At 72.5% G+C, this 25683-nt stretch carries 25 protein-coding genes and 1 tRNA gene; 18 read left to right on the top strand and 8 right to left on the bottom strand.

Features of this window, described 5'->3' with window-relative positions:
• Positions 1 to 248 precede the first annotated feature (248 nt).
• The 3 genes from QQX09_RS10975 to QQX09_RS10965 are packed head-to-tail and all read left to right on the top strand — an operon-like array spanning position 249 to position 3648.
• A complete protein-coding gene (locus QQX09_RS10975; RefSeq protein WP_301134601.1) occupies positions 249 to 1766 on the top strand; it encodes an MFS transporter in 1518 nt (505 codons plus the stop codon).
• Positions 1763 to 3121, top strand: coding sequence for a M20/M25/M40 family metallo-hydrolase (locus tag QQX09_RS10970; RefSeq protein WP_301134599.1), 1359 nt, complete (start codon positions 1763 to 1765; stop codon positions 3119 to 3121). Before QQX09_RS10975 ends, QQX09_RS10970 begins: the two co-directional genes overlap by 4 nt.
• A complete protein-coding gene (locus tag QQX09_RS10965; protein WP_301134595.1) occupies positions 3121 to 3648 on the top strand; it encodes a GNAT family N-acetyltransferase in 528 nt (175 codons plus the stop codon). The genes QQX09_RS10970 and QQX09_RS10965 overlap by 1 nt, the downstream gene beginning before the upstream one ends.
• Before the next feature lie 10 nt (positions 3649 to 3658).
• Here QQX09_RS10965 and QQX09_RS10960 read toward each other — a convergent pair whose 3' ends face one another.
• Complete coding sequence (locus tag QQX09_RS10960) at positions 3659 to 4135, bottom strand: hypothetical protein (protein WP_301134592.1); 477 nt, start codon at positions 4133 to 4135, stop codon at positions 3659 to 3661.
• 61 nt (positions 4136 to 4196) lie between these two features.
• Here QQX09_RS10960 and QQX09_RS10955 point away from each other — a divergent pair, with 61 nt between their 5' ends.
• From QQX09_RS10955 to QQX09_RS10940, 4 genes are all read left to right on the top strand, one after another.
• The gene (locus QQX09_RS10955; protein ID WP_301134588.1) at positions 4197 to 5717 is read left to right on the top strand and encodes a DUF7059 domain-containing protein; all 1521 of its coding nucleotides are present in this window, start codon (positions 4197 to 4199) and stop codon (positions 5715 to 5717) included.
• Positions 5718 to 6189: 472 nt separating this feature from the next.
• Positions 6190 to 6915 (top strand): anaerobic ribonucleoside-triphosphate reductase activating protein, encoded by a 726-nt coding sequence (locus tag QQX09_RS10950; RefSeq protein ID WP_301134585.1) that lies wholly within the window; start codon positions 6190 to 6192, stop codon positions 6913 to 6915.
• A gap of 282 nt (positions 6916 to 7197) precedes the next feature.
• Entirely contained in the window at positions 7198 to 7899 is a 702-nt protein-coding gene (locus tag QQX09_RS10945) for a hypothetical protein (RefSeq protein ID WP_301134582.1), read from the top strand.
• Between the two features lie 78 nt (positions 7900 to 7977).
• On the top strand, positions 7978 to 8502 hold the full coding sequence (locus QQX09_RS10940; protein WP_301134579.1) for a GNAT family N-acetyltransferase: 525 nt from the start codon (positions 7978 to 7980) through the stop codon (positions 8500 to 8502).
• A gap of 18 nt (positions 8503 to 8520) precedes the next feature.
• Here the strand turns inward: QQX09_RS10940 and QQX09_RS10935 are convergent, their stop codons facing one another.
• Positions 8521 to 9375, bottom strand: a complete 855-nt coding sequence (locus QQX09_RS10935; RefSeq protein WP_301134578.1) for an inositol monophosphatase family protein — start codon at positions 9373 to 9375, stop codon at positions 8521 to 8523.
• Positions 9376 to 9552: 177 nt separating this feature from the next.
• Here QQX09_RS10935 and topA point away from each other — a divergent pair, with 177 nt between their 5' ends.
• The 5 genes from topA to QQX09_RS10910 all read left to right on the top strand — a co-directional run bounded on the left by topA (position 9553) and on the right by QQX09_RS10910 (position 15087).
• Entirely contained in the window at positions 9553 to 12201 is a 2649-nt protein-coding gene (gene topA, locus QQX09_RS10930) for a type I DNA topoisomerase (protein WP_301134576.1), read from the top strand.
• A gap of 11 nt (positions 12202 to 12212) precedes the next feature.
• Positions 12213 to 12431: a hypothetical protein gene (locus tag QQX09_RS10925; RefSeq protein ID WP_062299318.1), complete on the top strand. Its 219-nt coding sequence runs from the start codon at positions 12213 to 12215 to the stop codon at positions 12429 to 12431.
• Between the two features lie 141 nt (positions 12432 to 12572).
• Entirely contained in the window at positions 12573 to 13052 is a 480-nt protein-coding gene (locus QQX09_RS10920) for an RNA polymerase sigma factor (protein ID WP_301134572.1), read from the top strand.
• A 13-nt stretch (positions 13053 to 13065) separates the two neighbouring features.
• A complete protein-coding gene (locus tag QQX09_RS10915) occupies positions 13066 to 13914 on the top strand; it encodes an ankyrin repeat domain-containing protein (RefSeq protein ID WP_301134570.1) in 849 nt (282 codons plus the stop codon).
• A gap of 177 nt (positions 13915 to 14091) precedes the next feature.
• A complete protein-coding gene (locus tag QQX09_RS10910) occupies positions 14092 to 15087 on the top strand; it encodes a Gfo/Idh/MocA family protein (protein WP_301134568.1) in 996 nt (331 codons plus the stop codon).
• 53 nt (positions 15088 to 15140) lie between these two features.
• On the opposite strand, the gene QQX09_RS10905 is transcribed toward QQX09_RS10910, so the two are convergent.
• A complete protein-coding gene (locus QQX09_RS10905; RefSeq protein ID WP_301134566.1) occupies positions 15141 to 15845 on the bottom strand; it encodes a hypothetical protein in 705 nt (234 codons plus the stop codon).
• A 177-nt stretch (positions 15846 to 16022) separates the two neighbouring features.
• Between QQX09_RS10905 and tmk the strand changes: the two genes are divergently transcribed.
• From tmk to QQX09_RS10885, 4 genes are all read left to right on the top strand, one after another.
• Complete coding sequence (gene tmk, locus QQX09_RS10900) at positions 16023 to 16706, top strand: dTMP kinase (protein WP_301134564.1); 684 nt, start codon at positions 16023 to 16025, stop codon at positions 16704 to 16706.
• On the top strand, positions 16703 to 17851 hold the full coding sequence (locus tag QQX09_RS10895; RefSeq protein WP_301134562.1) for a DNA polymerase III subunit delta': 1149 nt from the start codon (positions 16703 to 16705) through the stop codon (positions 17849 to 17851). The genes tmk and QQX09_RS10895 overlap by 4 nt, the downstream gene beginning before the upstream one ends.
• Before the next feature lie 9 nt (positions 17852 to 17860).
• Positions 17861 to 19408: an alpha/beta hydrolase gene (locus QQX09_RS10890; protein ID WP_301134561.1), complete on the top strand. Its 1548-nt coding sequence runs from the start codon at positions 17861 to 17863 to the stop codon at positions 19406 to 19408.
• 59 nt (positions 19409 to 19467) lie between these two features.
• Positions 19468 to 19540, top strand: a tRNA-Thr gene (locus QQX09_RS10885).
• Between the two features lie 440 nt (positions 19541 to 19980).
• On the opposite strand, the gene QQX09_RS10880 is transcribed toward QQX09_RS10885, so the two are convergent.
• The 4 genes from QQX09_RS10880 to QQX09_RS10865 form a co-directional block, all read right to left on the bottom strand.
• Positions 19981 to 20220, bottom strand: coding sequence for a toxin (locus QQX09_RS10880; RefSeq protein ID WP_301134559.1), 240 nt, complete (start codon positions 20218 to 20220; stop codon positions 19981 to 19983).
• Positions 20217 to 20480, bottom strand: coding sequence for a ribbon-helix-helix protein, CopG family (locus tag QQX09_RS10875; protein WP_301134557.1), 264 nt, complete (start codon positions 20478 to 20480; stop codon positions 20217 to 20219). Before QQX09_RS10875 ends, QQX09_RS10880 begins: the two co-directional genes overlap by 4 nt.
• A gap of 506 nt (positions 20481 to 20986) precedes the next feature.
• Positions 20987 to 22159, bottom strand: a complete 1173-nt coding sequence (locus tag QQX09_RS10870) for a 4-hydroxybenzoate 3-monooxygenase (protein WP_301134555.1) — start codon at positions 22157 to 22159, stop codon at positions 20987 to 20989.
• 80 nt (positions 22160 to 22239) lie between these two features.
• Positions 22240 to 23001 carry an IclR family transcriptional regulator gene (locus QQX09_RS10865; RefSeq protein WP_301134553.1) on the bottom strand — a complete coding sequence of 254 codons (762 nt, stop codon included), beginning with the start codon at positions 22999 to 23001 and terminating at the stop codon, positions 22240 to 22242.
• A 40-nt stretch (positions 23002 to 23041) separates the two neighbouring features.
• Here QQX09_RS10865 and QQX09_RS10860 point away from each other — a divergent pair, with 40 nt between their 5' ends.
• Positions 23042 to 23692: a nucleotidyltransferase domain-containing protein gene (locus QQX09_RS10860; protein ID WP_301134551.1), complete on the top strand. Its 651-nt coding sequence runs from the start codon at positions 23042 to 23044 to the stop codon at positions 23690 to 23692.
• On the opposite strand, the gene QQX09_RS10855 is transcribed toward QQX09_RS10860, so the two are convergent.
• Positions 23683 to 24600 (bottom strand): LysR family transcriptional regulator, encoded by a 918-nt coding sequence (locus QQX09_RS10855; protein ID WP_301134548.1) that lies wholly within the window; start codon positions 24598 to 24600, stop codon positions 23683 to 23685. The two genes, QQX09_RS10860 and QQX09_RS10855, sit on opposite strands and share 10 nt — an antisense overlap.
• 107 nt (positions 24601 to 24707) lie before the next feature.
• Here QQX09_RS10855 and QQX09_RS10850 point away from each other — a divergent pair, with 107 nt between their 5' ends.
• Positions 24708 to 25682: an amidohydrolase family protein gene (locus QQX09_RS10850; protein WP_301134545.1), complete on the top strand. Its 975-nt coding sequence runs from the start codon at positions 24708 to 24710 to the stop codon at positions 25680 to 25682.
• Position 25683: the final 1 nt, after the last annotated feature.

The raw sequence follows: 25683 nt of genomic DNA, 5'->3' as shown, positions 1-25683 counted from the left end.
GGTGAGGCGGGCGGCGCCGACGTCCCTGGTCGGCGGGCTCCTTGCTCGACGCCGCGCGGGCTGTTTCAGCAATTCCTGGAATACGCGCGCACGACCAGCGCCGCCCCGCACCGCCCCGCCCAGCGCCGCCCCGCCCAGCAGCGCCCCGCCCAGCGCCGCCCCGCACCGCGTCTCGATCGGGTCACGATGCGCGGGCCCGGACCGCGCCGCGCAACGTTCGCGACATACGGGTCTGGAACCATGCCGCCATGGCATCGATGAACGTCAAGCTCGCGGGAGGCGTCGTCGGCGCCCTCGTCGTGGTCGAGGGCACGTCGGGCGTCCTGCAGGGGTACTACACGCCGCTGCTCACGGACATCGCCCGTCACCTGGGGATCCACGACGCCGACGTCAACTGGTTCGAGGCGGCACAGCTGCTGCTGAGCGCGATCGTGGTCCCGGTGCTCGCGCGCCTGGGCGACATGATCGGCCACCGCAAGATCCTCATCGCGTCGCTCGTCGTCACCGCGCTGTCGAGCTGGGCGCTCGCCTTCGCCCCGAGCTTCCCGCTCTTCGTGCTGGCATGGGCCATCCAGGGCTTCTATGTGGTGTGGCTGCCGCTCAACGTCGCGATCATCCACTCGCGCGCCCGTGACATGGAGAACGGGGCCGCCCTCACCAGGCGCGGCGCCGGCATCATCGTCGCCGCGCTCCAGGCCGGCGCGATCCTCGGCGCGCTCGCGGGCGGCCAGCTCGGCGGCATGCTGCCGCTGTGGGCCACGCTCAGCGTGCCCGCCGCGATGGTGACCATCGCGCTGTTCGTCGTGCTGTTCAAGGTCCCCGACACCGGCGCGCGCGCCGGCGGCACCATCGACACCCGCGGCACCGTGGTGCTGACGCTCGGCCTGCTCGCCCTCACCGGCGGCCTGTCGCTCATCCGCCTCGACGGCTTCTCGCCGTGGGTGGTCGCGATGATGGCGCTCGGCCTCGCGCTGATGTGGCTGTTCGTGCGGGTGGAGAAGGGCACCGACGAGCCGCTCGTCGACATCGACCTCCTCAAGCGACCCACCGTGTGGCCCGTCATCCTCACCGCGACGCTGTTCGGCGTGAGCGTCCTCGGCGCCCAGGGCCCGCTGTCGACCTTCGCCCGCACCGACCCGGCCGAGGTCGGCTACGGCCTCGGCCTCACGTCTGCGACCACGTCGTACCTCATCGGCGCGTACGTGATGTCGCTGCTCGTCGGCGCGCTGCTCTTCGCCCGCCTCAGCGCCCGCTTCAGCCCGCGTGCCGTCCTCATCGCCGCATCGTTCCTGGTGGCGGGCGGCTACCTGGCGCTCATCCCGCTGCACGGCAGCACCGCCGTGGTGGTGTCCTGCATGATCGTCGCGGGTCTCGGCTCGGGCGCGCTCGTCGCGGCGCTGCCGGCCGCAGCCGCGTCCGCCGCACCGCCCCATCAGACCGCGATGGCGACCGGCCTCACCAACACGACGAAGACGATCGGCGGCGCGTTCGCGTCCACCGCCTTCGCGATCGCGCTCGTCTCGGGAGCCGCCGCCGGCGCGGGGGCGGGCGAGTCCACCGCGGGCACGCTGTCCGGCTACATCACCGTGTGGGCGATCTGCGGCGGCACCGCCATCGTCGCGGCGATCGCGCTGTTCGCGGTGCCCAAGGTCGCCTTCACCTCGAACGTCGAGGTCGAGGAGGGCGTCGCCCCGCTCGAGGCGGTCGGACCCGATGTGGTCGCCTCGCGCGTGGACCTGTTCGACGGCGACGAGGGCCGCGCGTGACCGTCCCCGCGTCCGAGGTCGTCGCGGAGCACCTCGCCGCGCTCATCCGCATCCCCACGGTCACTCCCACGGGCCCGGGCCCGCACGACGAGGCCACCGCCGCATCGTTCTCCGCGCTGCACGAGGCGCTGCGCACCTTCTACCCGCGCGTCTTCTCGCACGAGGCCGAGACGGTGGGGCGCGCCGGCCTGCTGCTGCGCATCCCCGGTGCCGCCGCCGAGCGACCCGTGGTGCTGATGGCCCACCAGGACGTGGTCCCGGTACCGCACGACTGGGAGGCCGAGGGCTGGGAGCACGAGCCCTTCGAGGGCGCCATCGTCGACGGCTGGGTCTTCGGCCGCGGAGCGCTCGACGACAAGGGCGCGCTCACGGTCATGCTCGAGGCGGTCGAATCGCTGCTCGACGAGGGCTGGGCCCCCGCGCAGGACCTGTATCTCCTCATGGGCGCCGACGAGGAGTCGTACGGCCAGTGCGCGACCGCCGCCGCCGCGCTCCTGACCGAGCGCGGCGTGACGCCGTGGATGGTGCTCGACGAGGGCGGCGCCGTCGCCGTCGGCGCCTTCCCGGGGCTGTCCGGCGAGGCCGCCGTCATCGGTGTCTCCGAGAAGGGCATCGTGGACCTCCGCCTCACGGTCGAGGGGCTCGGCGGCCACGCGTCGACGCCGCCGCGCGAGTCCGCGCCGGGCATCCTCGCGCGGGCGCTCGCCCGCATCGAGGACAACCCGCACCCCTCCGAGGTCAACGACGTCTCGGTCGAGATGCTCGAGCTCGTCGCAGGCCGCCTGCGAGGCCCTCTCGGCGCGCTGCTGCGCCGCGCATCGTCCCTCCGTGGCGTGCTCGCGCGTGTGATGCCGCGCCTCAGCCCCGAGCTGGCCGCGATGGTGCGTACCACCGTCGCGATCACGCAGCTCGAAGGCAGCCCCGCGCACAACGTCCTCGCGACCCGCGCGACCGCGGTGCTCAACATCCGCGTCGCCGTCGGGTCGAGCGTCGAGGAGGCGGTCGACCACGTACGCCGCGTCGTGCGCGACCCGCGGGTCACGATCGAGGTGGAGACGCCGTCCGAGCCCTCGCCCGTCTCGCCGCGCGGGGACGATGCGCGGTGGGCGGCGATGCACGAGGCCGTGGCGGCGTCGTACCCGGACGCCCTCACGATCCCGTACGTGATGCTCGCCGCCTCCGACTCGCGCCACCTCGCCCCGATGGCGGGCGCGACCTACCGCTTCGCTCCGCTGCGGATGACCAAGCCGCAGCGCGAGGCCGTGCACGGACCGAACGAGAAGGTCGAGGTCGAGTCGCTCGGCCGCGGCGTCGCCTTCTACCGCGCGCTGCTCACGTCGGACAGGCTCGCGTGATGGCGGTCGCCATCCGCCGCATCGTCCCCGAGGACTGGGCCGCCGCGCGCGACCAGCGCCTCGAGGCGCTCGCCGACCCGGCCGCACCCGTCGCGTTCCTCGACACCCTCGAGGTGGCGAGCGCCCGGCCCGACCAGTTCTGGATCGACCGTGCCCGCAACGGTGCGTCCGGGGAGTCCCGCTTCCAGCTGCTCGCGGAGGACGAGGGCAGGCTCGTGGGCACCGTCGCCGTGCTCGCCCAGGAGGCGGGGGAGCGCGACTACTTCGGCGCCGTCGTCGAGGAGCGCCGCGCGGTGCTCATCGGCGTCTACGTGAGCCCGGCGGCGCGCGGCGCCGGCGTGCTGGACTCCCTGGTGGAGTCCGCATGCGGCTGGGCGCGGGAGCAGGGATTCGACCGGATCGAGCTCGACGTCCACGCGGACAACCCGCGCGCGCGTGCGGCGTACGCGCGGCTCGGGTTCGCGCTCACCGGCCACGAGGCCGAGACCGCCCTGGGGCGCGAGCTGCAGATGGCCCGCGCGCTCTGAGCCTCGCGGGCTACGGGGACTCGCGCGCCGGATCGCCAGGCTGTCCACGGTGAGGCCGCCGCTGGCGCCGGGCCAGCAGGCCCACGCCGGCCACGGCCAGCGCGGCGAGGCCCAGCCACGGACCCCACTGCGTGAGCGCGGGCTCCCACGGCGGGTAGCCGGGCTCGCCGGCCATCGCGATCACCTCGGCCAGGGGCCTGGCCGGGCCGTCGCCGACCCTCAGCGGCTCGGCGGTCGCGCCCACGATCACGAACCACCCTTCCTGGCCGGCGTCGAGCAGCGTGCCGTACGGCACCGGGTCGGCCGCCCACTCGACGTCGATCATCGAGAACACGGGCTCGCCCTCGACCGCCTCGACGCAGTCGAGGCTCGACGCGTTGACAGTGCAGCGGATGCCGGCGGAGACGAGCGCGTCGTCGCGCACCGTGAGCACGTCGCGAAGCCCCGGATGCTCGACATCGGCGGTGAGACCCCAGGCAGCGGGCATGGCGCAAGCATCACCGTCGCCGCGTGCGCGGTCAAGCACCCGCCGCACTAGCCTCGGAGGCGTGAGCCTCGACGTTCCCGCGCTGCCCGACGCCGCCTCCGCGGCGGCCCTCCGGGCCGACCTCGACTCCTGGACCTTCGACGCCGTCGAGGCGGTCGTCGGCGACCGCGCGATGCGCGCGATGTCCCGCGAGCAGGTGCTGCCCGCGCGCCGGGCCGCCCGCGCATCGTCCACCCGGGAGGCGGCGCTCACGCGGCTGTTCCTGCTGGGGGATACGCTCGGCCGCGACGAGATCGAGGCCGCGCTGCCGTCGGTGGGTGCGGACGGGGCCGCCCGCATCGGCCTCATCGAGCTGTCCGGCGGGGAGGCGCGGGCGCGCGTGGACCTGCGCCCGTACGCCGCGGTCGACGCGGAGGGCGAGGCGCGCTGGTGGGTCGCCTCGGACCAGCCCGAGTCCGTCACGGGGGGCCGGCTGCGCGACGACCACGTGCTCGGCATCGGCGGGGCGTCGCTCACGCTCGCCGGGATGACGATGCGCGCGCCGGTCGGCCGCGTCCTCGACCTGGGTACCGGCTGCGGCGTGCAGGCGCTGCACGCGTCGCGGCACGCGGGGTCGGTGGTGGCGACGGACATCTCGCGGCGCGCGCTCGGCTACGCGGCCTTCAACCGGGCGCTCAACGGCCTCGCGTGGGACCTGCGCGAGGGGTCGATGCTCGAGCCGGTCGCGGGGGAGGAGTTCGACCTCGTGGTGTCGAACCCGCCGTTCGTCATCACGCCCGAAGGGGCGCCGAGCTTCGAGTACCGCGCCGCGGGCATGCCGGGCGACGGGATCGTGTCCTCCCTGGTGTCGTCCGTCGGGTCGGTGCTCGCGCCCGGCGGCGTCGCGCAGATGCTGGGCAACTGGGAGGTCCACGGGGAGTCGTGGTCCGAGGGGATCGAGGCGTGGCTCGAAGCGTCGGCCTCCGCCGGGTACCCGCTCGACGCGTGGGTGATCGAGCGCGACCGGCTGGACGCCGCGGAGTACGCGGAGACGTGGCTGCGCGACGCGGGCGTGACGCCCGAGCGGGGCCGTGCCGAGTTCGAGGCGGCCTACGAGGCGTACCTGGCCGACTTCGACGCGCGCGGCGTGCGCGCGATCGGCTTCGGGATGATGCTGCTGCGCCGGCCCGCGTCGGGGGCCCCGACCTTGCGCCGGCTCGAGCAGCACGAGGGTGCGCTGCAGGAGCCCTTCGGGGCCTACCTGGTCTCCGCGCTGGAGGCCCACGACCGGGTCGCCGCGCTGTCCGATGAGGCGCTGCTGGACACCGCCTGGACCGCCGCGGCCGACGTGACGCGCGAGTCCTACGGGCCGGTCCTCCAGGCCGACCCGTCCTACATCCTGCTGCGGCAGGGCGCGGGGCTCGGCCGGTCGGTGTCGATGGACACCGCGCTCGCGGGCTTCGTGGGCGCCTGCGACGGCGAGCTCACCGCGGGCCAGATCGCGCATGCGCTCGCCGCGCTGCTCGACGTCGAGGCGAGCCGCATGATCGCCGGTCTGGTGCCGGCGGTGCGCGAGCTGGTCGCGGACGGATTCCTCGAGTAGCGGCGCCGTCCGCCTCGCATCGTCCCGACACGCCGGTCGAGTGGCCAATCTCACTGGCATTTTCCAGGGATGTCACCGTCAAGACCGGGGCGGGCGATTTTGGCCGAACCCCGCGGCATCTTTGCCTGACCTTGGTCCTGTCCTGGGGCCGACCACACCAGATACGGGACCCTGGTCCGAAGCGGTCACCAAGTGGCAAAACTACCCTTGAGGGGTGACATCGACGTTCGCGCCGGGAGCAGGGGCTGAGGGGCCTCAACTGGTCCCGACGACCCCCTTCGGGGGTGAGAATGGTGATGCCGAGGTGGTGCAGATGGACCCCCGTCGCCCCCTCGCCAACGAAATCCCACACGACGGTGTGTCGGCGCGTCTCACGACGCCGCGTCGGCGCACCCTGAAGACGTCCGAACCGGCCGTCAGAAATGGATGCCGCGGAGAACCCGCGCTACCGCCGACGCAGGAGGCAACCCCCATGTCCACCACCGAGCTCGACACCTCTGCCATCGCGATCCAGTCCGCGCACGGCCTGGTCATCGCGGACTTCCTGTCCTCCTGCACGCATGCGTGGCCCGGCCGCATCGCCGCGACCCTCACGCTGCAGGGCTGCCCGTGGCTGTGCGCCTACTGCGGCACGCCCGAGAGCCACGACCCGACCGGTGAGGGCCGCGTGACGTGGCAGCGCGTCCTCGAGCAGCTCGAGTCGCACCGCGGCATGGTCGACGCGGTCGTGTTCGGCGGCGGCGAGCCGACCGCCCAGGACGGCCTCATCCCCGCGATCCGCGAGGTCCGCGCGATGGGCTACGCGGTGGGTCTCCACACCATGGGCGCGCACCCCGGCCGCCTCGCCTCGGTGCTCCCCGAGGTCGACTGGGTCGGCTTCGACCTCAAGGGCACCCCGGACATGTACGCGCACATCACCGGCTCGGACACCGCCGGCACGCAGGCATGGGCGTCGCTCGAGTCGGTCCACGAGTCCGGCGTCGACTACGAGGTCCAGATCACCGTCGACCCGACCGTGCACACCCGGGAGGACATCCTCGCGACCGTCCGCGCGCTCATCCACCGCGGCTTCCACGCCCCGGTGCTGCAGCAGCCTCGTCGCGCCTGGGCCTCGGCGGGCTACCGCCGCGCGCTCCGCAACCGCGGCATCTACGACGTCATCACGCACGAGGACCTGCCGGACCTCGCGCGCCGCTGAACCAGCCTTCCGGAAGCCCCCGTCGCCTGCGCGGCGGGGGCTTTCGCATGCCCGGACGATGCGGCGCGGCCGGCCGTCCGCGCAGGGGAACCGGGCCCTCGGTCCTAGGTTCGCGGGGCCTCTGAGACGCCATCACACCTGTTATATCGCCGTTTTTTACCCAACCGTGATCGATCTTGTCGTGTTACGGGCATGTTTCGGGGCCAACGTCCCGCGTATATGCGGGCCGGTGCCGGAAGGGTTCTTGGTGACAGCTCAACAACTCCCCAGGAAGGAATCATCATGGTCACCAAGCTTCGTATCGTCGGCGCGGGTCTCGCCCTCGCAGGTCTCGGCTTCCTCGGCGCCGCAGGCTTCGCCTACTCCGAGGTCGCCGCGGGTCAGGACTCGCTCCAGAGCTTCTCCGAGGCGCAGGGCGTCGAGCTCTCGTACAACGAGGACGGGCAGCTGGTCGACCGCGGTTCCGTCGAGGGAGCGGAGGCGATCCTCGACCGCCTCGAGAACGAGTGGGGCTACAAGGTCGTCGAGTCCGAGCTCGACCCCAACGACCCGCTGGTCAACACGGGCACCGAGTACATGTACCAGATGGCCACCGTCGGCACCCACATCCTCACCGGCACCCAGACCGTCACCGTCACGGAGACCACCGAGTACCTGGGCGAGACCTACGAGCCCGGCACCTACGAGGTCCCGGTCGGCGAGCAGTACTGGGCCGACTTCGAGTACGGCAACGAGATCGCGATGCAGGTCCGTGCGCAGGCCTGGACCGGCGTGGCCCACGGCCTCTTCGGCGAGCTGGGCGTCGGCTCGGTCACCGCGTCCACCCTCAAGCTGGGCCTCGGCATCGTCGGCCTGATCGGTGGCCTCGGCCTCCTGTTCCTGGCCCTCGGCGTGGCGGCCTTCTGGATCGCCGGCGACGTCGCCAAGCGTGACGCGGCCCGTGCCGCCGTCAAGGTCGACGACCGCGAGCTCGCGATCGTCTGACGATCACCCCTCTCAAGCGGGCGGGTCCTTCGGGGCCCGCCCGCTTCGTCGTGTCCGAGGGCGTGCGAGCATGAACGCGTGCTCGCCTCCCTCACGCTTCCCGCCGCCCTCCCGACCGCGTCCGCGAGCCTGACCGTCCGGCGCGCCGAGCGGACCGACCTCGTGGCGATCGTCAGGCTGCTGACGGACGATGCGGTGAGCGCGTCCCGCGGTGACCAGGCGGAGGAGGGGGCCTACGCGCGGGGGCTCGAGGCGATCCTTGCCGATCCGGGAAACGACCTCGTGGTCGCGATCGACGGCGACGGAGCCGTCGTCGGCACGCTGCAGCTCACGCTGATCCCCGGCATGGCGCGGGGAGGGAGCACCCGGCTGCTTGTCGAGGCGGTGCGCGTGGACGGCAGCCGGCGCTCGGGCGGCGTGGGCACCGCGCTCATGCGCTGGGTGACGGACGTCGCCGCGCCCGAGCTGGGGGCGACCCTCGTCCAGCTCACCTCGGACGCCAGGCGCGCCGACGCACACCGCTTCTATGTGCGGCTCGGCTTCGCCGACTCGCACGTCGGCTTCAAGTACCGCGTCCCGCCGGTCGGCGACGCCGGCCGGTAGCCGCTCGCTCGTCGGCCGCTACAGCCCGAGGTTCCTCGCGAGGACCTCGCGGATCGACTCCCACCGGTCGGTGCGGGCGGCCAGCAGCGGCGCCCCGACCTCGACGGCGGGCCGGTAGCCGGACCCGTCGACGCGCCCGACGGTGAAGCCCGCCTCGGCGGCGATGGCAGCGCCCGGCACGTGGTCCCACGGCTTGGCGCGCGTGTAGACGAGGAAGCCGACCTCCTGCGTCACGAGATCCGCGTAGTCGAAGCCCGCGCACATGCGCAGCTCGTCGTAGCCGCCCAGCTCGGGCTCGGCGGCGAGCAGGCCGGCCTTCACGTCCTTGACCGCGAACTTCACGGACACCGCCCCGCGCGGCTCCTCGCCCCGCAGGGACGCCCGGGCCTCCGCGCCGCGCGACGCCTCGACGCCCGCGGACAGCGAGCGGCCGTCCACGAACGCGCCCACGCCCTGCAGCGCCTCGAACATCCGCCCGAGCTCGGGCTGGAGGATCCAGCCGCCCACGGGCACCCCGTCCTCGACCAGCCCGACCATGACGGCGTAGGTCTCGGAGCCCTCGACGAAGTTCGCGGTCCCGTCCACCGGGTCGACGGTCCAGGCCGTGCCCTCGGTCGCGAGGACGGCGGCCACCGACGCGTCTGCCGCGGTCGCCTCCTCGCCGACGACCGGCACGTCGAGGATCTCCCTCAGCAGCGGCGTCAGCGCCCGCTCGGCCTCGAGGTCGGCCTCCGTGACGTAGTCGCCGGGTCCCTTGAGGTGGACGTGGTGCTCGGCGAGGGCGCGGAAGCGGGGACGGATCTCGGCGTCCGCGACGCGGCGCATGGCCTCGCCGACGGCCGCGCGCGAGGCGGCATCGAGGATGGGCTCCATGCGCCCATCGAACCACGCGCCTCCCACCCCGCAGCGCAGGGACGATGCGCGGACACCGGACGTTCACGCGGCGGGGTCGTCCCCAGGTCCCGCCCGCGCCGTCAGAACCCGTATGTATATTGAGTGCGTCTTTGGCAGGTCACGCCGCCGGGACGCTGATCCCAGAGAGAAGGTTCCATGACCCGCAAGCTCGTGATCGTCGAGTCGCCCACCAAGTCGCGCACCATCGGCGGCTACCTGGGCGCCGACTATGACGTGGTGTCGTCGGTGGGTCACATCCGGGACCTCGCCGAGCGGTCCGACCTGCCCGCCGAGCTCAAGAAGTCCGACATCGGCAAGTTCGCCATCGACATCGACGGCGGCTTCCAGCCCTACTACGTGGTGAGCTCGGACAAGAAGAAGATCGTCGCGGACATCAAGAAGCGCCTCAAGGAGGCCGACGAGCTCTATCTCGCGACTGATGAGGACCGCGAGGGGGAGGCGATCGCCTGGCACCTGCTCGACGTGCTCAAGCCCAAGGTGCCGGTCAAGCGCCTGGCCTTCCACGAGATCACCCGCGAGGGCATCAGCCGTGCGCTGGGGAACCCGCGCGAGGTCGACATGGAGCTGGTCGAGGCGCAGGAGGCCCGCCGCCTCCTCGACCGCCTCTACGGCTACGAGGTCTCGCCCGTGCTGTGGCGAAAGATCCAGTCGGGGCTCTCGGCCGGCCGCGTCCAGTCCGTCACGTTGCGCCTGGTCGTCGACCGTGAGCGGGAGCGCATGGCGTTCCAGTCCGCCGAGTACTGGGACCTCAAGGGCACGTTCACCGCGACCGAGGGCAAGGACGCCGGCCGCAGCTTCGACGCGCGCCTCACCACGGTCGACGGCAAGCGCGTCGCGACCGGCAAGGACTTCGACGACCGCGGCCGCCTCAAGAACGACAAGGTGGTCCACGTGCACGGCGCGCTCGCCGGCGCCCTCGCCGCGGGCCTCGCCGACGCATCGTTCTCCGTGGCGGGCGTCGACTCCCGCCCGTACAAGCGCCGCCCGGCCGCCCCGTTCATCACGTCGACGCTGATCCAGGAGTCGAGCCGCAAGCTCCGCCTGGGCGCTCGCCAGGCGATGGGCGTGGCGCAGGCGCTGTACCAGAAGGGTTACATCACCTACATGCGTTCGGACTCGCCCGTGCTGTCGGGCGAGGCGGTGCGCGCGGCCCGCAAGCAGGCGACCGCGCTGTACGGCGCGGACGCCGTGGCCGCGAGCCCCCGCATCTACGCGTCCGCCGACTCGAACGCGCAGGAGGCCCACGAGGCCATCCGCCCCGCCGGCGATTCGTTCCGCACGCCGGACTCGGTGCGCACCGAGCTGACGGGCGACGAGTTCCGCATGTACGAGATGATCTGGAAGCGCACCCTGGCCTCGCAGATGGCCGATGCGGTGGGCACCACCTCGACGGTGCGCATCGGCGCGACCACGGCCGCGCACCACGCGGTCGAGTTCTCCGCCTCCGGCACCATCCTCACCAGCCCCGGCTTCATGGCGCTGTACGAGGAGTCGCGCGACAAGGCGCGCTACGAGGAGGACGAGCAGAAGGTCGAGAAGGAGTCCCGCCTGCCGGTGCTCGCGGAGGGCCAACAGGTCACGGGCGACGGCATCGAGCCACTCACCCACGCGACCACCCCGCCGCCGCGCTTCACGCAGGGCTCGATGATCAAGGAGCTCGAGGACCGCAAGCTCGGCCGCCCGTCGACGTACGCCGCGATGGTCGACGTCATCATCGACAAGGGCTACGTCAACGTCGTCAAGCAGGCGCTCGTGCCGACGTGGCTCGCGTTCGCGATGATCCGCCTGCTCGAGGAGCACTTCGCGTGGCTCATCGACTACGACTTCACCGCCGACATGGAGGAGGGGCTCGACAAGATCGCCGCGGGCGACGTCTCCCGCGTCGACTGGCTGAGCGAGTTCTACTTCGGCTCCGGCGAGGACGAGGACGGTCGCGGCCAGGGCCTCAAGCGCCTGGTCGACGACCTGGGCGACATCGACGCCCGCGCCAACTCGACGTTCGAGATCGGCTCCGGCATCGCCCTGCGCGTCGGCAAGTACGGCCCGTACCTCGAGCGCGAGGCGGACGGCGAGAAGCAGACCGCGTCGGTGCCCGAGGACCTCGCGCCCGACGAGCTCACGGTCGCCAAGGCGGAGGAGCTCCTCGCGAACCAGGGCGGCGACGAGCGCGTGCTCGGCCAGCACCCGGAGAGCGGCCTCGACATCGTCGCCAAGGCCGGCCGCTTCGGCCCGTACGTCACCGAGGTGCTCCCCGAGGAAGCCAAGGGCCGTCCGAAGACCGCGAGCCTGTTCAAGTCGATGGACCTCGAGACCGTCACCCTCGAGGACGCGCTCCGGCTCATGAGCCTCCCGCGCGTCGTGGGCGTCGACCCGGCGACCAACGAGGAGATCACGGCGCAGAACGGGCGCTTCGGCCCGTACCTCAAGAAGGGCACGGACTCGCGCACCATCGAGTCGGAGCAGCAGCTGCTCGACATCACGCTCGAGGAGGCGCTCGCGATCTACGCGCAGCCCAAGCGCGGCCGGGGCCGCGCGGCCACACCGCCGCTCAAGGAGTTCGGCGAGGACCCGACCTCGGGCAAGCCGATCGTCGCCAAGTCGGGCCGCTTCGGCGACTACATCACCGACGGCGTCACCAACGTCACGATCCCCAAGACGGAGAGCGTCGAGTCGGTCACGCCCGAGCGCGCGATCGAGCTGCTCGCGGAGAAGCGTGCCAAGGGCCCCGCCAAGAAGCCGGCGCGCCGCACCGCCGCGAAGAAGACCACCACGCGCAAGAAGTGAGCGGAGGCGACATGGCCGAGGGCAAGGGCGCGGAGCGCTCCGTCAACATGCGGTGGCTGGGCTACCTGGGCCTCGTGCTCGGCTTCGGCGCCGTGGTGCTCACGGTCGACTCGGGCTCGGTGTCGGTCATGGGGTTCAGCTTCGACGTCAGCGTGCCGATCATCGCCGCGCTCGCGTTCCTCGGCGGCATCCTGGGCGGCCGCTTCGGCCCCAGGCAGGGCGACCTCTAGCCTGGCTTTCCTGCGTGAGCACGCTCTCACGCGCACGGTTCCGCGGCCCGTCGCCGCGTCCCTGAGGAAGTCGCGCGCTCATCCCGCGCGCCCTTGCATGGACCCGCCGAGCGAGGGACCGTGGTTCACGGAGGGGGCGCGATGGACGCCACGTTCGCGGGGCTGTCTGAGGGCGCTCGAGTGCGCCTCGCGACGGACGCGTTCCTCCTCGAGGGGGACCCCGACGCGGCCGAACGGCTCCTGCACGCCGCGGCGCTGCGGACCGCTACCGCGCGCGGGAGCGGAACGCTGGAGCACCGCGCCCGTGCGGTGATGGCCGAGCTCCATGTCCGCCGTGCCCGGCGCCGTCGGCGCCACGCGGGAGCCGAGCCCGCGACCGGCGTGGTCGGCGTGCTTCGCGTGCTGACGCCGCGGCAGCGGGCCGCGACGATCCTGGGTCATGTCGACAAGCTCTCGACCGGCGACATCGCGGAGGCGCTCGGCGTGCCGGAGGCTGCGGCCGCATCGGCGCTGCGCGACGGCACCGGAGCCGTCGCCGCCGCCCTCGGGCTTCCCTGCGACGTGATCGACGCCGGTGAGGAGGTCGAGGTGACCTCGCACCGCGCCCGAGGCGGTCCCTAGCGGCGACCCGACCATGACGGAGCGTCCCCCTCCGCGACCCGCGCCGGCGAGCGTGGCGGAGGCGCTCACCGTCGCGGCGGAGGACGCGGCGGGGACGATGCGCGGCCGGGCGGCCCGCGCGCTCGCGGGCCTGGACGCGCTCGCGGTCGACACCCGCCGCCGTCGCCGCGTGCTCCGGGTCGTGCTGGCGGTGGGGATCGTGGCTCTCGTCGGAGCGGGGGCGGCGCGCACCCTGGACGGCCCGACGGTGCCGCTCGCCGACCAGCTCGTCGACGCCATCGTCGCGGGCGACGCGCGCCTCGTCGACTCGCTCGTCGCGGACGGTGCCCTGACCGACCTCGATCTCGATCGCCCCACCGAGGCCGTGCGCCTCGCGATCGTGGCCTGCGACCTCGACATGTTCCACGTGCTGACGGGTGCGGGCGCGCTGCGGATGTCCGACGACGGCCGAGTCGGGGAGGACGCCGCCCTGAGCGCGGCGATCCGCTCCTGCGGTGCGGAGGTCATCCGCGACGTCTGGGGGTCCACGCGCACCGCGATCCCCGAGAAGCACGTCATGGTCTACGCCGCGATCGAGGGCACGCCGCGGGCGGTACGAGCGCTGGCGCAGCTGGGCGTCCCGGTGAACTACGACGAAGGCACGAGCCCGCTCGAGGCGGCCATCCACGCGGGGCGTGCGGACACGGCGCGGGAGCTCGTCGCGCTCGGTGCCAGCACCCGCCTGCGCACGGAGGACGGCGTGCGGCTGGGCGAGCTGCTGAGACGGATGCCGGACGCTGCCGAGTGCGCCGACATCGCCGCGAGCACCACCGCCGCGTGGCGAGACGAGTGCGCACAGATCCTGCACGGCGGGCGGCCGTGACACCTTCCCGGTGGACCGCAAAGGCGTCGGCGGCGTCGCCCTCCGTCGCCCGCACCGGGGGAGGGGACGATGCGGGGTGCGCCTCCCCGCGTCGTCCCTCGCCGCGGCGGCGCGTCAGGCGCGGTGGCCTCGGCTGACGCCCGCCGCGCCCCCGCATCGTCCCCCTATGCTGGCCACATGAGTGCACCGCTGCCCATGTCCGCGCCCGCCGTCCGCTGGGGCATCCTCGGCGCCGGGGGCATCGCCCGCAAGCTCGCCGACGCCGTCACCCACTACACGGATTCCACCGTGGTCGCCGTGGGCTCGCGCGACGAGGCGAAGGCCCAGGCGTTCGCCGACGCCGCCGGGATCCCGACCGCGTACGGCTCCTACGAGCAGCTGGTGGCGGACCCGGACATCGACGTCGTCTACGTCGCGACCCCGCACAGCCACCACCACGAGCACGCGCTGCTCGCGATCGAGGCCGGCAAGCACGTCCTGTGCGAGAAGGCCTTCACGCAGAACGCCGCGCAGGCGCGCGAGGTGGTCGCCGCGGCCCGCGCCAAGGGCGTGTTCCTCATGGAGGCGATGTGGGCCCGCCACCTGCCCCACATGCACGCGCTGCGCGAGCTCATCGCACGCGGCGAGATCGGCGACCTCGTCTCCGTCCAGGTCGATCACGGCCAGCTGCTCACTCACGTCGAGCGCATGTGGAACCCCGCGCTCGCGGGCGGCGCGCTCCTCGACCTCGGCGTGTACCCGATCGCCTTCGCGCACGACCTCCTCGGCGTGCCCGACAAGATCACCGCGACGGGCCGCCTCCGCGAGACCGGCGTCGACGGCCAGGCGTCGATGATCTTCGACTACGCGCACGCGCAGGCGATCCTCACCACGACCATGGAGGTCCGCACCCCCAACGTCGCGCTCATCGGGGGCACCGAGGGCCGCATCGAGGTGCACGACACGTTCTACAACCCGACCTCGTTCACCGTGACGCGCGTCGACGGCACCTCGTGGACCTACGACGGCACGCTGCCGAACGGGTTCCAGTACGAGGCGGCCGAGGTCGCGCGGCGCATCCACGCGGGCGACACCGAGAGCCCGATCCTCACGCTCGACCAGTCCGTCGAGATCATGGAGATCATGGACGAGGTCCGCATGCAGATCGGCCTGCGCTACCCCAACGAGGTGTAGCGCGGAGGGACGATGCGGCGGCCCGGTGGGCGGCGCATCGTCCCTCGCGTTCGTCAGCCCGTGAAGGTCGGCGTCGCCGCGACGGGCGCCGCGGCCTCGGCCTCCGCCTCGACCACCGTCTCCTCGGCCGCCGCGTCCTCGAGGAACTCGCCCACGCTCGGGTCGTCCTCGACGTCGGGGATCTCCTCGAAGAGGTCCTCGATGAGGTCCTCGCCGAAGGTCAGCGCGAAGACGGAGCTGCCGCCGAGGATGCCGCCCGGAGGCAGCTCCTCGAAGGTCTCGGCCTCGAACAGCGCCGGGTTCATCCAGGCGGCATCGAAGCCGAAATCGTAGGACTCGACGCCGGCGAAGAGGTCGCTCTCGCCGAAGAGCCCATCGCTCACAAGCGACACGTCCTCGAGCACCGGGCCGTTGTAGAAGAACACCGACATCGCGGCGATCATCACCTCGCACTCGTCGCCCGCGCCGGTGACGGTGACCGTGCTCGCGACGAGGTCGATGTCGACCTCGAGGTCGCCGCACACGTCGTCGGACTCGGGCAGCACGTCGGCCGCGGTGAGCTCCGGGCCGTCCCCGACGACCACGTCGTCGACAAGCAGCATCTTCATGAGGAAGTCCTCGCTGGGGGCGACCAGGAGCGCCATGATGCCGACGTGGATCTCGGGGTCGTCGGTCGCCGAGGCTGCGGTCGCGGAGCCGAGCAGGGCGGCGGTGGCGACGGCCGCGCCGGCGGCCGTCGCAAGGGTGCGGTGATGCACGTGGGTTCCCCTCAGAGTCAAGAAAAGCCCGGTGTCACCTGCGGAGATGCGGTGCCGGGCAAGCAGAATGTACAGCCTGCGCGACCCCGGGGGAAGCATGCGGTCACGTCGGGTTCTCCGGGGGGTCGCGCATCGTCCCGGGCGAGGAGCGTCGGAGCCTCCCGGTAGATTCATCCCATGGTGTTTCCGGGCTTCTGGGTCGTGTTCGAAGGAGCCGACGGCGTGGGCAAGACCACGCAGGTCGAGCTGCTCGCGGAGTACCTGCGGTCGGACGCCGGTGGCGGACGCGAGGTGGTGACCACCCGCGAGCCCGGCGGCACCCCGCTGGGAGTCGAGCTGCGCCAGGCGATCATGCACGGCGACCACGTCGCGCCGCGCGCGGAGGCCCTCCTCTACGCCGCCGACCGCGCCCACCACATCGCGACCAAGGTGCGGCCCGCGCTCCAGGACGGCGCCGTGGTCCTGCAGGACCGCTACCTCGACTCGTCCGTGGTCTACCAGGGAGGAGCCCGCGGCCTCGGCGACGAGGTCGAGCGCATCTCGCTGTGGGCGACCGAGGGGCTGCTGCCCGACCTCACGATCGTGCTCGACATGGAGCCCGATTCCTCGCGCATGAGCCGCGACCTCGACCGCGTCGAGCGGGAGACCATCGCCAAGGCCGCCGAGATGCGTGCCGCCTTCCTCGCGCGTGCCGCGCTCGACCCCGGCCGCTACGCCGTCGTCGACGCCGCCCGCCCCGTCGAGACGGTGCAGGGCTCTGTGGTCGTCGCCGTGCTCGAGGCCATCGCCGCCAAGGCCGCGCGGGAGGCCGATGCGGCGGCAGGGTCGGACCTCGGTGTCGAGCCGTGGGGCACGCCGTGAGCGTGTGGGCCGAGGTGGTCGGCCAGGAGCGCCAGGTCGGGCCGCTGCGCGCCGCGATCGACGACCCGGGCTCCATGACCCACGCGTGGCTCATCACCGGACCACCGGGCTCGGGGCGCTCGTACGCCGCGCGCGCCTTCGCGGCCGCGCTCCAGTGCGAGCGGGGCGGCTGCGGCGAGTGCCGGGCATGCACCACCGCGCTGTCGGGCTCGCACGCGGACGTCACGCTCGTCGCCACCGAGAAGGTCACCATCTCGATCGACGAGGTCCGCGACCTCATCGGGCTCGCCGCGACCTCGCCCAGCCAGGGCCGCTGGCGCGTCATCGTCGTCGAGGACGCCGACCGGATGACCGAGCGCACCTCCAACGTCCTGCTCAAGTCCATCGAGGAGCCGCCGCCGCGCACCGTGTGGGTGCTGTGCGCGCCCAGCCCGCAGGACGTCGCCGTCACCATCCGCAGCCGGTGCCGCATCGTCGGGCTGCGCACCCCCGACCCGGAGGACGTCGCCCGCCTGCTCGCCGAGCGCGACGGCGTCGAGCCCGGGCTCGCGCTCGAATGCGCGCTCGCCGCCCAGAGCCACATCGGCATCGCCCGGCGCCTCGCGCGCAACCCCGAGGCGCGCGCCCGCCGCGACCAGGTCCTCGCGCTCGCCACGGACATCCGCGGCGTGGGCGACGCGATCTTCGCCGCCGCGGACCTCGTCGAGGTCGCGGACACCGATGCGAAGGCGGCCACCGAGGAGCGGGACGCCGAGGAGAAGGCGCAGCTCATGACCACCCTCGGTGTCGAGGACGGCGGGCGCATCCCGCCCGCGCTGCGGGCGCAGCTGCGCCAGCTCGAGGAGCACCAGAAGCGGCGCGCCACCCGTCACAAGCGCGACGTGCTCGATCGCGCGATCACCGACCTCATGTCGCTCTACCGCGACGTCGCCGTCGCCCAGACCGGCGCGGCGGTCCAGCTCGTCAACCTCGCGCACGAGGGCCATGTCCGCGACCTCGCCGCGCGCACCACGCTCGCCGACACGATGCGCTGCCTCGACGCGCTCGGCACCGCGCGCGAGCGGCTCGCGGGCAACGTCGCACCGCTGCTCGCGCTCGAGGCGATGGCGCTCGACCTGCGACCCCGCACCCCGAGCCGTCGCTAGGGTGGCCGGATGAGACGCCGCCTCGCCGCGATCGCCGCCCTCATCGCCGCATCGTCCCTCCTCGCCGCCTGCACGCCGGACCGCACGCAGATCGAGCCGTCCGACCCCTCGGTCACGGGCCTCCTGTCGGAGGCGCCGGCCGATGACGTCGCTCCGGAGGACGCCGCGGTCTACGCGCAGGAGGTGGTGTGGGACTCGTGTGGCCGGCTCCAGTGCGCCACCATCCAGGTGCCCGTCGACTGGAGCGATCCGAACGGCTCGACCATCGACCTCGAGCTCAACCGGCGGCCCGCGCTCGATCAGGACGCGCGGATCGGCAGCCTCCTCATCAACCCGGGCGGGCCCGGCGGCAGCGGCAAGGAGCTGACCGAGGGCGTCGTGACCTCGGCGGGCGAGGACGTGGTGCAGCGTTTCGACATCGTCGGCTTCGACCCCAGGGGCGTGGCCGACTCGACGCCGCTCGCGTGCGGCGACGCCGACGTCATCGACGAGTACTACCTCACCGACCGCACGCTCGACACGGAGGCGGCCCTCGAGGAGGCGCGCCAGATCACCGCGGAGTTCGCGGAGGGCTGCCGCGAGCTCAGCGGACCGCTCATCGAGAACGTCGACACCTCGTCGGTGGCGCGTGACATGGATGTGATCCGGGCGGTGCTCGGCGACGACGAGCTCTACTACCTCGGGTACTCGTACGGCACCCAGCTGGGCGCGGTGTACGCGGAGCTGTTCCCGCAGAACGTGGGACGCATGGTGCTCGACGGCGCCGTCGACTTCCTGCTGCCGGGCGAGGAGTTCGCCGCCGGGCAGGCGAGCGGTTTCGAGGGTTCGCTGATGAACTTCATCGACTGGTGCCTCGATCAGGACACGTGCCCGCTCTCGGGCTCGCCCGAGCAGGCACGCCAGCAGGTCTACGACATCGCGATCCAGGCGCGGGACGTGGGCTTCGAGTCGCTCGACGGCGACCCGGTCAACGGCAACCTCATGGTCTACGGCATGGTCATCACGATGTACGACGAGGGCTCGTGGGTCTACCTCGAGGCCGGGCTCGACGAGGTGCTGCGCCAGGGCACGGCCGACATCTTCTTCCAGCTCGCCAACTTCTACCTCGACAAGGACACCAACGGCGAGGAGTACAACTCCAACTCGCAGTGGGCGTTCACCGCGATCAGCTGCGTCGACAACCTCGAGACCGAGCCGGTCACCCTCGAGGAGGCGAACGCGTTCCGCGAGACGATCGAGGAGGCGTCGCCCACGTTCGGCTGGTGGTTCGCCGACACGCTCGGCTGCGACGGCTGGCCGTGGACCGCGAAGGAGCCGGTGACCGCGCTCGAGGCGGCGGACGATGCCGCGCCGATCCTGGTGATCGGCACAACCAACGATCCCGCCACGCCGTACGCGTGGGCCGAGTCGCTCACCGAGCAGCTCGCGAGCTCCACGCTGCTCACCTACGAGGGCGAGGGGCACACCGCGTACGGGCGCTCGAACCAGTGCATCATCGACGCCGTCGACGGGTACCTGGTGGGTGGCGAGATGCCGGTTTCGGGAAAGCGCTGCTGAGGCGCTATCATGTCTTTCCGTGCCCTCAGGGGTACGCCGGTGTCCCGCGAGGGGCACTCGCCGCCTTAGCTCAGTCGGCAGAGCGATTCACTCGTAATGAATAGGTCGTGGGTTCGATTCCCACAGGCGGCTCGTTCCGGAAGGCCCGGTCTCGCGAGAGACCGGGCCTTCTGCGTTGTCCGGCGGCCCGGCTCCGCACTTCCTCGCGCGCGAGGCGCTGCTGCTCCTCGATCCCCCGCGCGTGGGCGCTCGCGCGTGTCGATGTGCCGGCGCGCACGTCGCTTCCGCGTATTTCAGCGAGAGCTTGAACAGCCCCGCGCAGCGGGCAATGGAACCGGTTGCCCGCGGCGCTGTTCAAGCGATTCCTGAAATTCGTGAACACGACATGCACCTGAGCGCGCCCGATGCGCCCGGGGCGGAGACCCACCAGTACGACCTTCTCATCGCCGCGCTGGCGGGCAAGCCCTACGCAGACGTATTTCCCGACGCCCGGGCGACCGCGCCCGATGGCGTCTTCCCGAGCAATTGCCGCCGGGCGGCGCAGAAGACTGATGTGGGGTGGCGAGTAGCGCTCAGGGCAGCAGGTCCAGCATCTGCGGACGGGCCCTCATCGCACGGATGATGAGCTCGTTGCCCGAGTCGAACGTGAGGACGACGATCTCGAGGAGTCGGCCCCGGGTGTCGAAGCCAAGGCGGAGCTGGCGGGCTGGAGAGTCATCATCCAGATCCTCGATCCGGATCGGCCAATCGGCCGCGCGGATGGCGTCTTCGGCCGCGATGCCGTGCTTCAGTGCGGATCGATGGACCTTCACGCGTCGAGTGCGGTCAGGGCTTCGCGGATCAACTCTGACCGCGTCTTGTGCTCGCGCGCGGCCCGAGCATCCAATGCGGCCACCTCGTCCGGAGTGAGGCGCAGTGCGATCACCTGGGAGGCTTCCGCGCCACGGCCAGGGCGTCCGCGGCCGCGCTTCTTGAGCGCCTTCACGTCGTAGCCGCGTTCCGCCTCAGCGGCCCACGCCTCGATCTGCTCCTCGGTGATGGGGATGCCGTCGATGGTCTCTCGCTCGTCCACACGAATATCGTAATACGAAAATCAGGTGGCGGCCAGGGTCGGTCGAGCCACTGGCCCGCCACTTGCCCGAACCGAGTCGCGCGGGGCGCTGCTGCTCCTCGATCCCCAGCGCGTGGGCGCTCGCGCGTGTCGATGTGCCGGCGCGCACGTCGCTTCCGCGTATTTCAGCGAGAGCTTGAACAGCCCCGCGCAGCGGGCAATGGAACCGGTTGCCTGCTGCGCTGTTCAAGCGATTCCTGAAACTCGCGAACACGACATGCACCTGAGCGCGCCCGACGTGCACGCGCCGAGGAGCCCGATCACCACACCGGACGGTGGTGCTGCACCACCTCCCGCGAGGCGCTCGGAAGGCCCGTTGAGCACGGAGTGCCTCACAGGGCGACAGGGGGCGTGGGGGCGGGTCGCAGGGCGACGGGAGCGTGGGGGCGGGGGTGCAGGGCGACGGGAGCGTGGGGGCGGGGGTGCAGGGCGACGGGAGCAAGGGTGCGGTCGGCCGCCCACGAGCCTCAACCCAACGGCCACCCCGTGTAGCCCTCGGCGAGATAGGTCCGTCCCGCCTCCGAGGACACCACCGACCGCAGCTCGCCCAGCTGACGTCGGCGGTCGAACTCGGAGGCCTCGGGGGCGACGTGCAGCATGCTCGTCATCCACCACGAGAAGTGCTGCGCCTTCCAGATCCGGACGAGCGCGGCCTCCGCCCACCCGTCGAGCGGCGCCTCGTCGGACCGCAGCAGCAGCGCCTCGAGCGCCCTCGCCAGCAGGATCACGTCGGCGACCGCGAGGTTCATGCCCTTCGCGCCGGTCGGCGGCACCGTGTGGGCCGCGTCGCCGACGATCGCCACGCGGCCGCGGCGCAGGTCGCGCGCGACGAACGAACGGAAGCGCAGCACGTCGCGCTGGAAGACCCGCCCCTCGACCAGCGTCGTGCCCGGCACCCGCCGCTGCAAGGTCTCCCAGATCTGCGCCTCGCTCAACGCGTCCGCATCGGCGGTCGGGTCGCACTGGAAGTACATGCGCTGCACCGTGGCGGAGCGCTGGCTGACGAGCGCGAAGCCGTCGGGCGAGTTCGAGTAGATGAGCTCCTCCGCGCTCGGCGCCGCCTCGCACAGGATGCCGAACCACGCGAACGGGTACTCGCGGAAGAAGCCGCCGTGGGAGCCGCTGATCGCCTTGCGCACCACCGAGTGCGAGCCGTCGGCGCCGACGACGAAGTCGGCCTCGACCTCGAACGGCACCCCCGCATCGTCCACCGCGACGATGCGCGGGCGGTCGCCGTCGGCGCCCTCGACCGCCGTCGCGGTCACGCCGAAGCGGATGTCCTGGCCAGCGCCGATGCGGGCCGCGAGGAGGTCCTTGAGCGCCTCGTGCTGCGGGTAGAGCCATACGGACCTGCCGGCGAGGCCGGGGAAGTCGATCCGGTGGCCCTCGCCCTCGAAGCGCAGCTCGATGCCGTCGTGGCGCTGCCCGACGGTATGCACGCGCGAGCCGTCGATCGTGGCCAGGAGGTCGACGGTGCCCTGCTCGAGGATGCCGGCGCGGATGGTCTGCTCGATGTCCGCGCGCGAGCGCTGGTCGAGGATGACCGAGTCGATCCCGGACGAGGCGAGCAGGTGCGAGAGGACGAGGCCTGCGGGGCCGGCGCCGACGATGGCGACCCGGGTGCGCACGGTCGTGGTCATGATGTCTCCTTTGACAAGACGCGACGCCATTGTCCGTCGGGCCGTCGCCCGACGGACTCGAACTCCCGTTGAATGGGAATCTACTTGCGACGGTCGTGGCCCGCCAGCGCGCGCTCGACGTCGCGCGCGGCTCGATGCAGCTCCTCGAGCGCCGGCCCGGGCGGCGCGTCGACCGGCAGGACCACGGAGAGCGCGGCGGCCGCACGCCCAGAGTCGTCGCGCACGGGCACGGCGACGCCCGTGGAGACCTCCTCGATGTACCCCGGCGCGATCGCGTGCCCCAGCCGGCGCACCTCCGCGAGCTTGCGGCGCACCGCCGCCGGATCGGTGGGGGTACGCGGGGAGAGCCTCCGCAGTGGGCGGGACAGCACGCGCTCCTGCAGTGCGGCATCCGCGAAGGCCAGCAGCACCAGGCCCGAGGACGATGCGTGGAGCGGCAGCCGTCCGGCGACCCGGGTGATGTTCGCGCCGGCCTCGGGGCTGCTCAGCCGCTCGAGGAACAGCGCCTCGTCCTGCTCGAGGATCGCCAGCTGCGTGTGCTCGCGGACGCGGGCCTGGACCCGCTCCATCGCGGGCAGCGCCGCCTGCCGGACGCGCAGCGGGAGCGAGGAGCGCGTCGCCAGCTCCCACAGCCGCACGCCCACGCGGATCCGACCCTCCGCGTCGCGGTCGAGCAGGCCCGCATCGACGAGCTCGCCGACCACCCGATGCGCGGTGGACGAGGGCAGCCCGGCGCGGCGCCCGATCTCCGTCGCGGTCTGCACGGTGCGCGTCGGCGTGAAGGTCTCGAGGACCCGCACGAGCCGGTCGGTCACCGAGTCGCCGGAGGGGGAGTTGGCCACGGCGGCAGGATGCCACAGCGCGCGGGAGTAGCCTCGGACCATGTCGCCGGCGACCCCCTCTCCCGCCTCCGCGTGGGCACCCCTCACCGCCGAGGCCGTGGCGGGGCTCCTCGGGTCGAGCGGCGCCCGCTGGTGGCTGTCGGGCGGGGCGGCCCTCGACCGCTGGCTCGGTTCCCCGATACGTGAGCGCGGGAACATCGACGTCAGCACCACCGCCGCGGACCTGCCTGCCCTGCTCGGCGCGCTGCCCGCCGGGTACAGCGCCTGGGTTCCGGACGGCGACGGGGTGATGCCGATCGCCGACGCCGCGGACGACGCCGACCTGCAGCCCGTGCTCGTCTGGGGCGACGATGCGGCGGCCTGGGTGCTGCGCGTCAACGTCGAGGACGGCGCGCCGCGGGTGTGGGTGTACCGCCGGGACGCGCGCCTGCAGCTGCCCTGGGACCGCGCGGTGCTCGACCTCGACGGCATCCCGACGGGCGCGCCCGAGGTGCAGCTGGTGTGGAAGTGCTTCAGCCCCCGGCCGGAGGACGATGCGGACAAGGACGCCGTGCTCCCGCGCCTGTCGGACGAGGCGCGCGCGTGGTGGGAGCGGGCGCTCCTCACCGTCCACCCGCATTCGTCGTGGACCATCCCCGTGCGCAGCCCGATGTTCCCCGCGCGGGCGAGCTGGAACCGCCCTCAGCGCTGAGCGTCGTCGGTGAACTCGCCGCTGCTGACCGCGTGCAGCACGAGGCGGCGGAACCACCGCTGGGCGGGGGAGAGGTTCATCTCGCGGCGGGTGTACAGCGCGACCGGCGTGCTCGCGCCGGGCCACGGCAGGTCCGCCGACTCGAGCGACGGGAACCACCCGCAGAACACGTCGGCGACGTGGCGGGGCAGGAGTGCGACGAGGTCGGTCGAGACCAGCACCGCGGGCACGGTCGAGTGCTCCTCCACGGTGAGCGCGACCTGCGGGGTGAGGCCGTGCTCGACGAGCGCCTGCCGGGGGAACACGTGGCCGCCGCGCGTCGATACCCGGATGAAGCGCCGTCCCTCGAACATCCCCGGCCCCGTCGGGGGCAGCGGGTGCGCGCGGGACGTCAGCGCGACCCACTCGACGCCGCGCACGGGCGTGCGCCACAGGCGCGCGGTGTCCATCACCGACACGGTGAGCGCGACGTCGATCGCGCCGCGCACCAGCTCCTCCTCGGCCGCCTCCGCATCGAGGCGCTTGGCCACGAGGTGCGGCGAGGCGCTCGCGCGGGCGAGGGCCGCCATGATCGGCGGCAGGAACGTCTGCTCGCCGATCGACGTGAGGCCCAGCGTGAGCTCGCCGTCGAAGCCCTCGGGGTCGAAGGCGGCGCTGTCGGTCACGGTCGCGTCGATCTGGGCGAGCGCCTCGTGCAGCGGCCCGAACAGCTGCGTCGCGCGCGGGGTGGGCGCCATCACGTGACCCTCGCGGCGGAAGAGGTCGTCGCCGAAGCGCTTGCGCAGCCGCGCGAGCGTGTAGCTGACGGTCGGCTGCGTGACGTGGAGCCGGTCGGCCGCGCCGGTGAGGCTGCGCATCTCGTAGAGCACCACGAAGGTGCGCAGCTGGTTGAGATCGGCCGGTGCCATTCATCAATCCCATCTATGGGGCGAGACGCTCGAATCTATTGGACCACAGTTGAGGGCGCGCCTAGAGTCGGCGGTAGAGAGACCCGCGAGTGACAAGGACGCCACACGTGATCAAGGACAGCCCCGGCCCTGACGCCCCCGTCGCGGCGCGCCACGGCGAGACCACGGGCGGATTCGACAAGACGCCCGGCTGGCTCGACTGGTACGACGGCCCCGCGACCCCCGTGTTCCGCCTCCCCGAGGGAGCGGTCGACGCGCACTGCCACGTCTTCGGGCCCGGCGGCGAGTTCCCCTTCGCCCCGGAGCGCAAGTACACCCCGTGCGACGCCTCGGCGGCGCAACTGTTCGCGCTGCGCGACCACCTGGGCTTCGACCGCAACGTCATCGTGCAGGCCACCTGCCACGGCGCCGACAACCGCGCGCTCGTCGACGCGCTGCAGCGCAGCGAGGGCCGCGCCCGCGGCGTCGCGACCGTCCGCCGCGACGTCACCGACGAGCAGCTCGCCGAGCTCCACGCCGCGGGCGTCCGCGGCGTGCGCTTCAACTTCGTCAAGCGGCTGGTCGACCGGGTGCCCACCGACTCGCTCGACGAGATCGTCGCGAAGATCGCGCCGCTCGGGTGGCACGTGGTCATCTACTTCGAGGCCGAGGACCTTCCCGACCTCTACGAGTTCTTCTCCGGCATCCCCACGGACGTCGTCGTCGACCACATGGGCCGCCCCGACGTCACCAAGGACGTGGACGGGCCGGAGTTCGCCCTCTTCCTGCGCTTCATGCGCGAGAACCCGAACGTGTGGACCAAGGTGTCGTGCCCCGAGCGGCTCAGCGTCACCGGTCCGCGCGCGCTCGACGGCGAGCGGCACGCCTACACCGACGTGGTGCCGTTCGCCCGACGCGTGGTCGAGGAGTTCCCCGACCGCGTGCTGTGGGGCACCGACTGGCCCCACCCCAACCTCAAGGACCACATGCCCGACGACGGGCTGCTGGTCGACCACATCCCGCAGATCGCCACCACGGCGGAGCTGCAGCGGAAGCTGCTCGTCGACAACCCCCAGCGCCTGTACTGGCCGGAAGGAGCATGAG

It is taken from the genome of Demequina litoralis, from assembly GCF_030418455.1.
GTDB classification, from domain to species: domain Bacteria; phylum Actinomycetota; class Actinomycetes; order Actinomycetales; family Demequinaceae; genus Demequina; species Demequina litoralis.
Note: the sequence above shows the minus strand (reverse complement) of the source record. Positions and strands in the feature narration are given on the sequence as shown.